The organism is Paenibacillus sp. 05T425 (assembly GCF_056396205.1).
On sequence record NZ_JBFTLA010000006.1, the window covers coordinates 643,587 to 656,070 of the forward strand.

The following is a 12,484-nucleotide window of genomic DNA, read 5'->3' on the forward strand; positions in this document are numbered from 1 at the left end:
TATCGTTATCCCTTCACGCCGCCTACCGTTAAGCCTTCAATAAAGAATCGCTGAAAGAATAGGAATAGCAAAAGAATAGGTAATATGGTTAGAATGGCGCCTGCTAGAAGAACTTCATAGTTGTTGCTCGTCGGCGACAGCAGGCCGGCCAGGCCGATCGGCAGTGTAAACTTCTCGGTCGTTCGCAGCACGATGACAGGCCAGAGGAAGTTGTTCCAGCTGGACAGCGCCTGCAAAATCGTCATCGCCCCGTAAGCGGGTAGAAGCAGCGGCACCATGATCCGCAAGAAGATACCCATTTCCGAGCAACCGTCGATTCTCCCTGCATCCATGAAGTCCTTCGGCAATCCCGATGCGAACTGACGGAAGAAGAAGATCGGTAGCGGAGCGACAACAAAGGGTAATATGACGCCCCATATCGAATCAATAATTAGCAAATCAATCGATAGCTTGTATAGCGGCAAAATTATAATTTCCATCGGAATCATCATCACGGCTAACACGAGCGTAAAGACGAACGTCCTGCCCTTGAATTTATACATAGCAAGCCCGTAACCGACCATCGAGGACAAGAACAAGCATATAACCGTGAAAACAGCGGTAATGATTAAGCTGTTGCTATACCAGTCGAAAAAGTTCTGCGAACCGCCCTTGCCTGCGAAGATGGCCTTATAGTTAGCCAAAGTCATGACATCAAAATCCAGCCGTACATTGAGACCGAAACGGAAGAGCTCCGAAGCCGGTTTCACTGACGCCAGAAACAGTGCGAATAATGGAAACAGCGCAATAATGGCCAGCACCGTGAACAACACAATCAACAATAAGGAGGGAATAATCCCGACCCGCTTCGCTCCTGTCATGTTAGTCCTCCTTCTTGAAAAATCCGAGCACGTTCAACTGCAGCATGCTGACCAGCAGCGTTATCACCAGAAGCGTGATGCCGATTGTCGAGCCGAAGCCCAGATCGAAATATTGGAAGCCCTGCTGATAAATGTAGCCCACCATCGTAAGACCGATATTTTGCGGTGATCCTCTGCTCCCCCACAGCATAAAGCTTTCGGTAAACATCGCGTAGCCGCCGTATATCGATATCGTGAACACGTAAATGGATATTGGCTTTAATAACGGAACCGTAATTTTGAAAAACTTGCCTAGCGTACCCGCTCCGTCGATATCTGCCGATTCATACAGTTCTCTTGGAATGCTTTGCAGCGCCGATAGAAAGTATAAGATGTTAATTCCCGCCCAACGCCATGTCGCAAGCACGACGAGAGCAAACATGCTGAGCGATGAACTCAGCAGCCATTTCTGACTGTCAAAGCCGAACAGCTTAATGAAGGAATTCATAATAGCTCCGTCCAGCTCGCTAAAGATGAGCCGGAAGATGATGCCCGCAACAACGATCGAAGTCAATGCGGGAATAAACAAGCTTGCCCTGAACAAGTTGCGGGCACGCATCACCTTCGCGTTAAGCAGAACCGCGAGCAGCAGCGGCAACGGGACGAGTACGATCAGCGTCCAAAACGTATAGCGAGTGCTGTTCCACAACGCTTTGTAGAAATCAGGATTGAATAGCCGTTTGTAATTGTCCAGTCCAATAAAGGCGACATCTCCTGGCAGTACCCGTTGAAAGCTCATGATGACGGCACTCACGAGCGGGTAGGAGAAGAAAATGACAAAGGATAATAGAAAAGGCAAAATAAAAAGATAAGGAGCCAGCTTCTGACCGTTGAACCTGCTAGCCTTCGCATTGTCCTTCCGCCTATAGGAGACTCGATTGTCGGCATTCATGTACGTCTCACCCCTAAGCAATCTGCTGTAAAAATAAATCGGCCGCCGGCGTTGCTGGGCACGGCTTTTGTGAACTGCTTCGCCGGCGGCCTTGTTAATGGATGTTCTTATTGACCCGTTTCTTTGCGCAGCGCTTCCGCTGCTTTGGTGATTACCGTCTCAGGATCTTCGCCGAATTGGAAGATCTTCGGAACGATCTCGTTGCGAACCGCGTCGAACACTTTCGGGGACGTTTCACGGATGTTAACCGGATAGATCTCGTCCTTAACCTCATTCAACGTCACGAAGATATCCGTACCGAAATAATCCGTGAATTTGTTCGGTTCCGCCATTGCCGGATCGTTCCAAACTTCCGTGCGGATCGGGTCCATACCCAGCTGCTTCCATACTTGAATATTGCCTTCCTTCGACAGCTTGGCGTATGCCAAGAACTTTTTGGAAATATCCAACGCTTTCGACTGCTTCGTAATCGACAAGCCTGTTCCGCCCATACCGGCAGAACGGTTGCCGCCTTCTTCCCAAGCAGGCATTGGACGAATGATCATTTTACCCTTCAGATCCGGCATTTCGTCGGTGAACCGGTTCATGAACCAGAATGGCATGAATACGGCTGCTGCGCCGCCTGCGTTCATGAACGCTTTGTATTCCGGTGTATCATGCCCGACGCCTGGAGATATAGCAGCAATCTTCTCGTCGACCAGCTTCTTAAAGTACGTCATCGCTTGAATATTGCGCGGGTCGTCAACCGTGATTTCTCCATTTGGTCCCACTTGATCGGACTTCAATTGGTTGATGGCGGGCCACCAAGACCAGTTGCCGGCGCCTTCGAACGTGATGAACGGTACGCCTGTTTTTTCAACGACTGTTTTGCCGTAGGTTTCAACGTCGCTCCACAACTTAATGTCATCTGGATTGACGCCTGCTTTATCCATAATTTCTTTGTTGTAGTACATGACTGTCGCGCCTACGTGCATATCAACGCCATAATATTTGCCGTCCTTGCTGTAGATGTCGACACGCGATTTGACGATGTTCGGGATCTCAGGATCGACGACGTCGTTAAGCTCAACCAGTTGCACGTCGCCTTTCATGAAATTCGGGAATTTGCTTTGCTCGATATCGACCAAATCCGGTGCGCCTTCTCCGGACTGGAAGGCAAGCAGCAAACGTGTATGCATATCGTCATAAGGAATGTTCTGCGCATCCAATTCGATCGTCTGATCGGGATTTGCTTTATTCCATTCATCAGCCATGAATTTGTAGAAGTCTGCATGCTGCTGAACGAAGGTCCATAACGTCAGCTTCGTCGGCTCTGCCGAAGGCGGCGCCTCGTCGGTTGCTTTATTCGTCTCCGCCGGCGCTGCAGTCGGGCTTTCCTCCGTTCCTTTGTTGTTATTGTTGTTGCCACCGCATCCAGACAATACCATGGATAAAATGAAGATAAGTGCAGTTAAAGCCATACTTGCCTTTCGCATTCCGTCATCCCCTTTAACTGATTTGTTATATGCTCAATCCTCTCGGATCATAGCCAATGCTAGAGTTAGCGCTTTCATTCAAAATCTAAACGTTTAGATTTTTCATTAAAAAAAGGCGATCGCCTTTTAAGGTGAAGCTACGGAATCTCTTTCAATCAGCTTGCATATCGGCTTCGAATTGACATCTGGTTCTTCGCCTTGAAGGATGCGGGATAATGCATCCATCGCCTTATAGCCAATCTCGTGCAGCGGCAAACCMATTGTTGTGAGCCGCGGTGTTAAATACTCACTGAATTCCCGGTTATCGAAGCCGATGACCGAAAGCGCTCCGGGAATCGCAACCCCCATCTCGCGGGCCGCTTGCAGAATCCCAACCGCCATGACGTCATTCATAGACATTATTGCCGTCGGTGGAACTGCTTGTGACAGAAGCTCCTTCGTTAAGCGGTAGCCTGATTCCGCCTCCCAGTCTCCCATCTTGATTAGGAGCGGATCGAAAGGCAATTCAAACTCTGTAACCGCCTTATAAAACCCGTTAAACCGCAGCCGCGAAGGAATCGAATCCATAGCGCCGCTAATAATGGCAATGCGGGAATGGCCTTTGTTCACCAAATATTCCATTGCCTCGTAGGCTGCTTGCTCATCATCGTATTGAATCGACAGGTCGCTTTGCGTGTAACAGTATGTATACACAATCGGCTTGCCCAAAGTATCGCACAGTCCCGTCAGATCGCGGGGATGCACGCCAATATAAATAATGCCTTCCACTTGCTTGCTGAGCAGCTCGGAAACCGCGTTTTCCGCAAAATGCCGGTATGCGTCGACATTGTCGAAGCTGCGCCCGATTCTCTTATCCAGCCGCAAGTTAGTCAACAAAATATGCATGTCCAGCCGATCGGCGCAATCGTTAATGCCGTCGATAATTTCCGGTACGTTGAACACGGTGACGTCCTCCGCAATAACACCGATCGTATTCGTGCGTCTGCGCTTCAAACTTTGGGCGGCGTTATTCGGCTTATAATTCATTTCATCAATAACTTGCAGGACGCGTTCTCGCGTTTGCTGCTTGACGTTGCGGGTGCCGTTCAATACATAGGATACGGTCGCTGTGGATACTTTAGCCTTTGCGGCGATGTCTTTAATGCTTATGCTGGACACGACTGCACCTCCGTATTTAAACGTTTAGATTTTTTGTCGAGAAGAATATACCATGACAATAACTTCCTATGCAAGCGCTTTTTTTATGAGAGAGTGAACCAGCAATATCCGTCAATTATCTGTATAACGAGATAACTGGAATTTCTCCCGTTATTACGACTATCCCCTGTTCATTTTTATGATATAGAGGGATTTTCTCCCGTTAATAACTCCGTTTACGAGTAGACTAAGCGATATCGGTGAATTTAACAGGAGGAAATCACGTTATTCTAATCTGCTTGGCGTATTTCCTAGTAAATAAATGGATAAATTCCCTGTATTTTAAACATAGCTGACTAAATTATGATCCCACAAAAAAAGCCATGCCTCGAAGGGCATGGCTCATTAAGCTACGTGATTAAGATAAGTGTCCTATTGATCGACGTTTGCAAGCTGCTTCCGATTATCGCCTTTAACGTAGAATAAAAGGAACGATACCGTCGCCGTTATTCCCATGGCCCCCATCATGCCGAACAGAAATTGCGGGCCTTGGTGGTCTACGATCCAGCCGGCTGCTGCATTGGCTGCAATTCCGGCAATGCCGCCTGCGGCAGCGAACATCGTCTGCGCGGTCGCTTTGCCGTTGTCCGGCGCCATCAGGTTGACGATCTCAACAGCCGTGCTGAAGTAAAAGACGAGCGCGATGCCGTCTACCGCCTGCAATAATAGAACGACGTAAGTCGGCGGAGCGAAGCTAAGCGCGAGATACTTCAAGGCGTACATGAGCACGCTGCCGATGAGCAGCGGGAACAAGCCGAGCCGGCGTATGACCTTGTATGAGAGCCAAAATAACGGAATTTCGACGACGGCGGCAACCGTGAAGCTCCACCCGACAAGCTCCACCGGATAGTCGAGTCTTTGAAGGAAGATCGATAAGTAATTAAAATTCATCGTCATACTTACCGATACGAGGATGCTGATGGCAATAAAGCATACAAAACGCCAGTTAGTGACAAGCTGCCGGAGGGCGCCTTTCTCTATCCGGTGCTTCGGCTTGGCTCTTGGAACAGCAGGCAGCCAGAAGAGGAAGAGAAACAACAGCAGCGCAAACAGCGAATACGCCGTAAAAATATACTTATAACCGATATCCTCAAAAAGATAACCTGCAAAAACCGTAATGACAGAAAAGCCGATAGCGCCCCATACCCGGACTTCACCGAAGGAAAAACCGTGCCCCGTTCCGTTCTGAACGGCAATCGCATCAATTAGCGGCGAAGCAGGCGAACTAATGAACGAGAACAGCACGAAGGTAATAATCAGCGCAGTTAATCCTTGGTCGGGAACAAGCGCCAATACGACAACCGCTGACAGCAGCGAGATCCATCTCAATATCGAGCGATAATCTTTCGAACGGTCGTTTAATAGTCCGAATAACGGCTGAGACACAATACCCGCCAGCGAGCCTAGCGCTAGTATGAGCCCCATCTGAGAGCCGCTAATTCCCCTATCATGCAAATACAAGCTTAAATACGGCGCATATGCGCCAAGCCCCATGTAAAAGAGCAAGTAGACCGACGATAACTTGAGCTGCAACTTGAATCATCCATTCTGCGATAAATTTCTAGAAGTGCATGTGCACCATTATACGCGCTTCTTAGCTGTCATTCACCTCTTATTTGATTCCAAAATGATAGGATCTTCCTATAGCTTAAAACGCTAGTAAAGCATAAAAATCATTACCTATATAAACAAAAAACAGTCTCGCTATAAAGCAAGACTGTTTGGCACATATTATTAACAATGTTTTTGCTTATGTCCGGCGCATGTACGCTTTGACCGTAATCGGTGCGAAGACCGCTACGATGACCGCAGCGCCGATAAGCGAGATAACAAGATCCATGCCAACCGTGCCTGAATTGGTAAGCTCGCGGACGGCTGTAACGAGATGCGAAATTGGATTGATCTTCACAAACCATTGCAGCCAGTTCGGCATCGTATCGACCGGTACGAAGGCATTGGACAGGAACGTAAGCGGGAACAGCACGAGCATCGAAATGCCTTGCACGCTTGACGCTGTACGCGCAATAACGCCGAAGAAAGCAAAAATCCAGCTAATCGCCCACGAGCAGAAGATGACGAGCAGCGCGGCAAGCGCAACGCTGCCTAAGCCGCCTTCGGGATGGTAGCCCATTACGTAACCCATGGAGAAGGTAAGCACTGTTGCAATGCTGTACCGGACCGTATCTGCCAGCAACGCTCCGGCAAGCGGTGCAATACGGGCGATCGGCAGCGACTTGAATCGGTCAAATACGCCTTTGTCCATATCCTCGCGCAATTGAACACCTGTAACGACGGAGGTCGTGATAACGGTTTGAACGAGAATGCCGGGAATAATGACAGGCAAGTAGCTGATGACATCGCCGGAAATCGCTCCGCCGAAAATATAAGTGAACATAAGAGTGAATATAATCGGCTGCAGCGTTACGTCAAATAATTGCTCAGGCGTACGCTTAATTTTGAGCAAGCCCCGGTACGCCATCGTGAACGAGTTGCGCACCGATTGTCTGAAGCTCGTGCGGTTTCTCAGCTCGCTATAGACTGTTGATTTTGTAGTTGTGTGGTTCATACGGTTACTTCCTCCTTAACGCCATGTCCTGTAATCGTTAGAAATACTTCATCAAGCGTCGGCTTTTGTACGCTAAGCTCTGCCAAATGAATACCTGACGAGCGAAGCGCGATCAATAGATCGGTCACTAAGTCGGCATCCGCCATTGGTGCCGTAATTTTCGCAGCTTCTGAAGATACGCTCGTCTGTACGCGCAGCACCTGCTCGACGATTCGGCGCGCCTGACCGATGTACTCTGCATCGGCTACTCGCAAATGCAGGGACGACGTTCCAACCGACGCTTTCAATTCATCTACGGTACCTTCGGCGACGACGAGACCGCGATCGATAACCGCTACTCTGTCGGCAAGCTGATCCGCTTCTTCTAGATATTGGGTCGTAAGCAAAACGGTTGAACCGGTATTCACCAGACGGCGAATCGTGTCCCACATCTGCGAGCGGGTACGCGGATCGAGTCCGGTCGTCGGCTCGTCAAGGAATAGGAGCGGCGGCTGCGCGATCAGACTGGCCGCAAGATCCAGCCGGCGACGCATGCCGCCAGAGAAGTTGCGTAGCGGCCGCTTCGCAGCCTCCGTGAGGCCGAATTCCTCCAGCAGCTCCTCCGCCTTGCGCTTCGACTCCGCTCTTCCTAGACCCAGCAGGCGGGAAAATATAATTAAGTTCTCGGTAGCGCTAAGCGACTCGTCGACCGAAGCATACTGCCCGGTCACGCCAATCAATTGCCTTACGATCTGAGATTCCTTCACCACATCATGCCCAAATATTTTAGCCGATCCAGCATCCGGTCTCAGCAGCGTTGCCAGCATGCGGATGGTCGTTGTTTTCCCCGCTCCATTCGGACCAAGCACGCCATAGATCGAACCTGTAGGCACTTTCAGATCCACACCGTCTACAGCCCGATTGTCACCGAAAATTTTGACCAGCCCTTGTGCTTCAACAGCCCACTCTCCGGTTTCTTTTCTGTATACATGACTCATTGAAACTCCTCCTATACAAAACTGAATAAAAGGATCATAACGCGCCAATTTAAACGGAGTTTAAACAATGTCCAATTGTTTGCGTGTTACACGCTTAACGGCATGCTAGAATAGAGGAAGCAATTATTACGCGATTAGGAGCAAATCAAGTGCGGGCACATCCCATTAACCTTTTACGCCTAACAGGCATTCTAGATGGTATATCATTGATCGTATTATTAGGCATTGCGATGCCTTTGAAGTATAAGGGTGGAATCGAGGAAGCAGTCACGATAGTAGGCAGCATACACGGCGGCATCTTCTGTCTCTATGCGGCGGCTATTGCCTACGCAGCTATTCGAGTGAAGTGGAATCTTCTCTGGCCTGCCGCGGCCGTCATTGCGGCCTTCGTCCCGTTCGGCAACTTCGTGCTCGATTGGCAGCTTAAGAAAGCGAAAAACAAATACGAATTGCGCCAGATTAACATTTCCGTGCTTGTGTACGCAATCGTGTTCTTCTCTTTCTTCGATTTGTTCGCGCAATTGCCCGTCATGAGCACCTTCGCGGCATCTGTCGGCGCCAGCTCTTTTATTGTTGGTTTCGTTATCGCTCTGTACTCGCTGGCCAATACGCTTGGCAACATATTGTCCGGCATCATGACGGATAAGGTTGGCCCCTTCCGGATCTTGATGGCCGGAATGGTCTTATCCAGCGGCGCATTGCTGCTCTATCATTTCGTCGAAGAACCGACTTTGCTCATTATCGTTCGAATCCTGCACGGCTTCGTCGCCGGGCTGATCGTTCCGGCAGCGTTCACCTACTCCGCGAATACGACGATGAGTAACGAGCAAGGGAAGAAAGTCGCCTTCACGGGTACGTTCGTCGGACTTGCCGCCATTATCGGCCCTGCTTTCAGCGGTATAATGGCAAGCAGAACGTCCGTGCCGTTCGTCTTTACTTGCGTAGCCGTACTCGGTTTGCTGCTCGCCGTCCTATCTGCTATTTTTCTCAGGAAATATAAAATCATAAAAAACGAGAAGGCTGAAGCTAAAGCACAATCGGCTGGCTCGCTCTTCCAAGCAGGTGTAATAAAGGCTTACGGCGGCGCATTTTTCTTAATGTTCTCGCAAGGCGTAATTGCTTACTTACTGCCTCTCCATGTGCAGTCGCTCGGTTATGATTCAAGGTTAAGCGGCACGTTAATGAGCACGTTTGGCATCATTGCCGTCCTGTTGTTTGTACTTCCGACGAATCGCATATTCGACCGTGTCGCTCCGTCAAGAACAATGGCCATCGGCATGGGGCTAATGGGAGCAAGCCAGCTATTGATTAGTCAGTCGAATACGACACTGTCGCTTTATGTTGTACTAGGTCTATACGGAGTAGGCTTCGCACTCCTATTCCCATCTATTAATACAATGCTTATCCAAGCAACACCGGCCGATCTGCGAGGCAAAGCCTATGGTTACTTCTACGCCTTCTTCTCGCTCGGTGTCGTTGCCGGTTCCAGCGTACTCGGCTGGCTGCCCTTCGATACCATCGGAGGTTTTATGTTCACGGGCTTCATTCTTCTGCTGTTCGCCGTAATCGTCTCTTTCGATAAACAAAGAAAACAAGTGCTTAATCACTAATACCGAATGAGTAAGAACAGCCCTGCTTCTCCATTGGGAGAGCAGGGCTGTTCGTTTGTCTACATGTATGATTATCTCTTGAAAAGAATCGGGAAATAATCGTTAGCGAACGGCTGACCTTGAACCGGACGCGGCCCCAACAGTCGAATGTTGTCGTGACGCTGGATACCCGATCGATAGCTGGTACCGCCTTTCATCACATGAGATACAACCGATAACCGCGGATCATTCGTCCGATTCGGTCCCGATCCATGGAAGGTAAGACCGTGATGAAAGCTTGCTTGTCCCGCCTTCAGAATGCACGGCTCCTCTATCCAGCTTCGGCCATCCGAATATTTATGCTTCAGTTCCTCCATGTTCTGGTTAAAGAAGGAGTCGCTGTCAGGTACCAATCCCCACTTGTGAGAGCCGAGTATCGTCATCATGCCGCCGTTCGATAAATCCGTGTCCTGCAGTGCAATCCAAACGGTTATCATATCGGGCGTATCCGAGCATTGCCAGTAACCGTAGTCTTGATGCCAGCCCACGTTGCCTGCATCGGAAACTTCACTGCCGATACCGGGCTTATAAATAACCTGATCATGCCAAAGTCGAATTTCATCCGTGTCCAACAAATCGGCGGACAGCTCTCCAATGAACGGATCCAATACCGCCTTCTTCACCTCGTCATTGATCCACCAGCCGTTATCCAGCTTGCGAAGCGCGCCAGGGTTGTCGCTAAGCCGAAAATGATTCATTGGTACCCCGTCGCCATCGTAATCGCCCGACCATATCCGGCGATGCGCCTCGCGCAACCGTTCGATCTGCTCGTCATCAAAGAGCTTGGGGCTAATCCAATAGCCATCGCGGTTAAATGTTTCTTTATCCTGTTGCGTAATTTTGTACTGTCTTTCAGCTTGTAAGGTCATCTATGTTCCTCCTTATTTGCGATTGACATCATCTTAACCTGAACGAATAGCGATTGACGTTCAAGTTCGTACGAAGTAGGATGAGAAACATAGAGTACATACTCAAACAAACGAACGAACGAAGGAGCCTCCCCCTTTCATGAACAAACGCTGGACATACGATACCGACAGCAATCCGCCTATCCGCAGCGTACCGGAATTCGTCATGCTTGGCAGCGATGAATTGCGTAAGGCAGTGCCGCTGCATGAGCATGAGCATCCCGGATGTTATGAATTTGTTCTAATTGAGCAAGGAAAAGCAAGCTGGGTGCTTGAAGGGCAATTTTATGAGACATTGACAGGTGATCTATTCCATTCGCGTCCCGGCGAGAAGCATAGAGGGGGCTTCAATGTGATCGAGCCCTGCAAGTTTTGGTGGTTGATTATCCCGAAGCGCCTCATCATAAAGGTTGGTTATGCTTGCCGCCTTCAGAGAGCTTAGTCATCGAAGAAGCATTGTTGCAATTGCCGCACCATTTCCATCTTGGACTGCCGGCCGTTGAAGTTTTCAAGAAATTAAGATTGTCGTTAGTGAAGGATAGCCCTAGTCAAAGCACCGCTGTACGTTCCGCTTTAATTGAAATCATTCTTGCCTTTATAGGGCCTCGCTCCGGAACGAATGATATCGCATCCGATTTGATTCATGCCATTCATGAACTTATTGCCAGAATGAACAAACAGCCGGAATGGCGCCCCTCCGTAAATGAGCTTGCAGCTGTCGCGGGCGTCAGCTACCGAACGTTTCAGGACTTTACCGGAGAGCCGCCAATGACGTTCGTCGAGCGGCTTCGCGTGAAAGCGGCATGTCGTCATCTTATGGAATCGGATGCATCGATAACGGACATCTCTTTCCAGTTAGGGTATCAATCAAGCCAGCATTTTGCGACCGTATTCAAGCGTTTCGTTGGCACGACGCCTACGCAATGGAGAAGATCCCAGAACCTATTGCATCGTTGAGTGAATGTCCATGGCTCTCAGTAGATAAAAAAAACCACGTCATAACGACGTGGTTCAGATTCCAAAACCTTGGTTCAAATGCTCTGGAACAGCTTCAGCTTATCCGGATTTCTGACCAAGTAAATGTTACGAAGAAGATGGCCTTCGATTTGAAATAAAGTAACGGCCTCTATGCCCTGCTCGGAGTAAATCGAGATGCCGATCTGACCATTAATTTCACTTACTCGGAATGACGAGGAAACACCGTCGCTGGCACTTTTGCGCATGATACCGAGCAAGAAACGGGAAACAAATGACCTGCTCACGATCGGATGAACCGCGGAGACAACTTTTCCGCCTCCATCGGAAATCAACACGACATCTTGGGCTAGCATCGCCATCACTTCGTCGACCCGGTCTTGTTCAAGCATGTTCAAAAACTGGCGAACCCATGCTGCATTTTCATTCGTGAAGGGTAAGGCAGCCGCGTTGCCAGCCTCTCTCATTTTCGCTTTCGCACGGCTGAACAGCTTGCGGGTATTGGCCTCGTTCTTGTCGATAATGGCTGCTATACCCGCGTATTCAAAACCAAGCGCTTCGCGAAGGACAAACACCGCCCGCTCCGCGGGCGACAACCTTTCCAGCATAACCAGCATGGCATAGGATAATAATTCGGATCGAGCGATCATTTCGAAATTTTCGTCATCAGAGGTAGGAACGGGCTCGGGCAACCATTCGCCAAAATATTGCTCCTTGCGTTTGCGCGCCGACTTGTGCAAATCCCGGCAACGATTCGTCACCATTTTGCATAAATACGCTTGCGGCGCTTCCGCCAAACCTAGCGGGTTTCCGTCATATGCCTTCAGGAAGACATCTTGAACGATGTCCTCCGCATCGGAGAATGAGCCGGTCAACTGGTAAGCTAGAGAAAGCAGCAAACCTTTATATTTTATATACATTTGCTCCATTCCTACGCCTCCATCAC

At 49.4% G+C, this 12,484-nt stretch carries 12 protein-coding genes; 3 read left to right on the plus strand and 9 right to left on the minus strand.

The features are described from left to right. Positions 1-5: 5 nt before the first annotated feature. From AC1DF0_RS16930 to AC1DF0_RS16960, 7 genes are all read right to left on the minus strand, one after another. Positions 6-860, minus strand: a complete 855-nt coding sequence (locus tag AC1DF0_RS16930) for a carbohydrate ABC transporter permease (protein WP_477574713.1) — start codon at positions 858-860, stop codon at positions 6-8. A 1-nt stretch (position 861) separates the two neighbouring features. After that, positions 862-1,791, minus strand: coding sequence for a carbohydrate ABC transporter permease (locus AC1DF0_RS16935; RefSeq protein WP_477574714.1), 930 nt, complete (start codon positions 1,789-1,791; stop codon positions 862-864). Between the two features lie 107 nt (positions 1,792-1,898). Further along, on the minus strand, positions 1,899-3,266 hold the full coding sequence (locus tag AC1DF0_RS16940) for an ABC transporter substrate-binding protein (RefSeq protein WP_477574715.1): 1,368 nt from the start codon (positions 3,264-3,266) through the stop codon (positions 1,899-1,901). A 126-nt stretch (positions 3,267-3,392) separates the two neighbouring features. Next, the gene (locus AC1DF0_RS16945; protein ID WP_477574716.1) at positions 3,393-4,424 is read right to left on the minus strand and encodes a LacI family DNA-binding transcriptional regulator; all 1,032 of its coding nucleotides are present in this window, start codon (positions 4,422-4,424) and stop codon (positions 3,393-3,395) included. A gap of 411 nt (positions 4,425-4,835) precedes the next feature. Beyond that, positions 4,836-5,996, minus strand: a complete 1,161-nt coding sequence (locus tag AC1DF0_RS16950; RefSeq protein ID WP_477574717.1) for an MFS transporter — start codon at positions 5,994-5,996, stop codon at positions 4,836-4,838. 217 nt (positions 5,997-6,213) lie between these two features. Next, positions 6,214-7,029 (minus strand): ABC transporter permease, encoded by an 816-nt coding sequence (locus AC1DF0_RS16955; protein ID WP_442052424.1) that lies wholly within the window; start codon positions 7,027-7,029, stop codon positions 6,214-6,216. Then, complete coding sequence (locus AC1DF0_RS16960; protein WP_337099186.1) at positions 7,026-8,006, minus strand: ATP-binding cassette domain-containing protein; 981 nt, start codon at positions 8,004-8,006, stop codon at positions 7,026-7,028. The genes AC1DF0_RS16955 and AC1DF0_RS16960 overlap by 4 nt, the downstream gene beginning before the upstream one ends. Before the next feature lie 149 nt (positions 8,007-8,155). Between AC1DF0_RS16960 and AC1DF0_RS16965 the strand changes: the two genes are divergently transcribed. After that, on the plus strand, positions 8,156-9,616 hold the full coding sequence (locus AC1DF0_RS16965) for an MFS transporter (protein WP_442052422.1): 1,461 nt from the start codon (positions 8,156-8,158) through the stop codon (positions 9,614-9,616). Positions 9,617-9,687: 71 nt separating this feature from the next. On the opposite strand, the gene AC1DF0_RS16970 is transcribed toward AC1DF0_RS16965, so the two are convergent. Then, the gene (locus AC1DF0_RS16970) at positions 9,688-10,524 is read right to left on the minus strand and encodes a phytanoyl-CoA dioxygenase family protein (protein ID WP_477574718.1); all 837 of its coding nucleotides are present in this window, start codon (positions 10,522-10,524) and stop codon (positions 9,688-9,690) included. Between the two features lie 139 nt (positions 10,525-10,663). Here AC1DF0_RS16970 and AC1DF0_RS16975 point away from each other — a divergent pair, with 139 nt between their 5' ends. Beyond that, positions 10,664-11,005 carry a cupin domain-containing protein gene (locus AC1DF0_RS16975; protein ID WP_477574719.1) on the plus strand — a complete coding sequence of 114 codons (342 nt, stop codon included), beginning with the start codon at positions 10,664-10,666 and terminating at the stop codon, positions 11,003-11,005. Beyond that, entirely contained in the window at positions 10,984-11,520 is a 537-nt protein-coding gene (locus tag AC1DF0_RS16980; protein WP_477574720.1) for a helix-turn-helix domain-containing protein, read from the plus strand. The genes AC1DF0_RS16975 and AC1DF0_RS16980 overlap by 22 nt, the downstream gene beginning before the upstream one ends. Positions 11,521-11,594: 74 nt before the next feature. Here AC1DF0_RS16980 and sigJ read toward each other — a convergent pair whose 3' ends face one another. Then, positions 11,595-12,467: an RNA polymerase sigma factor SigJ gene (gene sigJ / locus AC1DF0_RS16985; protein WP_442052419.1), complete on the minus strand. Its 873-nt coding sequence runs from the start codon at positions 12,465-12,467 to the stop codon at positions 11,595-11,597. Between the last annotated feature and the right edge of the window lie 17 nt (positions 12,468-12,484).